Origin of the sequence: Schnuerera sp. (assembly GCF_035459645.1) — a bacterium.
Taxonomy (GTDB): Bacteria; Bacillota; Clostridia; order Tissierellales; family Tepidimicrobiaceae; genus Schnuerera.
The window spans coordinates 1-2305 of record NZ_DATHXO010000495.1 but is presented as its reverse complement, the minus strand read 5'-3'; the positions used below and the strand labels follow the sequence as shown (position 1 = coordinate 2305).

Sequence of the window (2305 nt, the reverse complement as noted above, 5' to 3'; positions counted from 1 at the left end):
ATTAAAAGGATCATCTACTAATGTAAAGTTACTTGTTGCTATTTGCTTCCCTACCTTGTCTTTTAATAAGGATAAGCCTTTTTGAACGTATTCTGCATAAAAAATAGATTTGAAGGCTGATAGTATGTCTGCAAAAATTATATTTTTCAATACCAATGGATACTCTTTAGATTTTATTGATTTAGCTCCTAAATAGGATAATGCTTCATCCACCGCTTCTTTTGCCATTTCTTTGTAATCAAAATCTGAAAAATCCTTAGCTATTCTATAGCTAAGTCCAGTTTTAGTTTCTTCTCCATCTTTAGCTACAACCATAATATAAGCAACACCTAAATTAATATTGTTTTCTAAATCTAATCCTTTAGTATTAAACAAGTATTTGCTATCCTCGATCTCTTTATAGACACAATAACTTACTGCTACAATTCTTGAATCAAGGGTAAATGCTTCCTTTTCTAAGGATTTAACAAATTCTATTTTCTCTTCTATAGAAACTTCTTTTAGATTTTGGTTAAATCCATCTATTTCTTCATATTTGTCTGAACCTGAAAATATGATCTCCTTCTCTAATGCATCTATATACTTTCCATTTTCATAAGCTTCCTCTACTAACATATCAATAGATGATTCATCTACTTTTTCAGTATAGCAATATCCTAATTTACCATCATTAATCCCTCTTAAGGATAATCCTTCTGTTTCAGAGATATTATATCTATCTATTTCTCTTTTAAATACTGCAATTTCAATTTCCTTGGTATTTTCTATATAGGTCTCCATATCCTCAAATTTATCTTTCCCTTTTTCAAAAATCTTATCTACTAAACCTTTGTATTTCATCCTATTCATCCCCCTTCCTTCCGCCAACGGTTAGTGATTTTATTCTAATAGTAGGTTGCCCTACATTGGTAGGTACCATGCCACTTAAAGAACCACATACTCCTTGACCAAAGGTTTGGTTATTGCCTACCATATCTATATTCTCTAGTACTTTAATTCCTGTCCCTATTAGTGTTGCACCTCTTACTGGTTTAGTTATTTTCCCATTTTCAATTAAATAGCCTTCCATTACTGCAAAGTTAAAATCTCCTGTAGCTGGATTTACACTACCACCACCCAACTTTTTTGCAAATAATCCTTTTTCCGTGCTAGATATAATTTCCTCAAAGGTTGAATTCCCATTGGCAATAAATGTATTGTTCATTCTTGAAGTTGGTGGGAATTTATAGGACTGTCTTCTAGCTGAACCAGTTGATTCCATACCCATTCGTTTCCCATTTAATTTATCTACTAGATAGGATTTAAGGATTCCATTTTCAATAAGTACATTTCTTTGGGTTGGAGTTCCTTCGTCATCTATATTTAAAGAACCCCATTCATTTGGTATAGTGCCATCGTCTATGGCAGTAACTAAAGGTGATGCTACCTGTTCCCCCAATTTATCTGCAAACACTGAGGTGCCTTTAGATACAAAAGTTGCTTCTAATCCATGGCCACAGGCTTCATGGAACAATACTCCTCCAAATTCATTGTGAATAACTACTGGCATAACCCCACTAGGACAATAATCTGCTAATATCATGGTTTTAGCAATTCTTGAAGCTTCTTTCCCTATCTCTTCTACATCAATTTTATCGAATATTTCAAATCCCATTGATCCGCCAGGGCCATAGAAGCCAATTTGTGTTTCTCCATCCTTTGAAGCAACTGACTGGATTTTAAACCTAGTCCTTACCCGTTTGTCCTGAACCATTAATCCTTCTGAATTGGCTATTAACACATTCTGTTCTTCATCAAAGTAGTTTGAAGTAACTTGGGTTATAAGCGGATCATAGGCCTTTGCACTTTCATAACCCCTTTTAAGTAATTCTACTTTTTTTGCTTTTTCAGCATTACTAGGCATTATTTTAATTAGATGTCTATTATTGATATTGGATTCCATTAGATTTAATACCATATCTTTTTTACTAGATTTAATAGCTAAAGCTGCTTCCTTAGCTACTTTTATTAGATTATCTTCTTTTGAGTTGTTAGTATACGCATATACACTATTTAATCCATTGAATATCCTAATACCTACACCAAAATCCCTACCAGATATGCTATTTTCCACATATCCTCCTACCATATTAATATTTGTATTAAACCTATCCTCTACAAATATTTCTGCAAAATCTCCTCCTTTGGAGAGTGCTGAATAAAGCACATTTTCTAAAACATTTTTGCTAAGCAAATAATTACCCCCTTTTTCAGAATTTTGCCTATATTTATTATTATATATTATTTTTGACTTAAAAGCATTTGT

At 32.6% G+C, this 2305-nt stretch carries 2 protein-coding genes; both read right to left on the bottom strand.

What is annotated here, in order from left to right; all coding sequences use genetic code 11:
* Positions 1-840, bottom strand: an 840-nt coding sequence (locus tag VK998_RS11630; RefSeq protein ID WP_325228506.1) for a TldD/PmbA family protein, incomplete at its 3' end; no start/stop codon positions are given.
* Between the two features lies 1 nt (position 841).
* A complete protein-coding gene (locus VK998_RS11625) occupies positions 842-2233 on the bottom strand; it encodes a TldD/PmbA family protein (protein ID WP_325228505.1) in 1392 nt (463 codons plus the stop codon).
* Between the last annotated feature and the right edge of the window lie 72 nt (positions 2234-2305).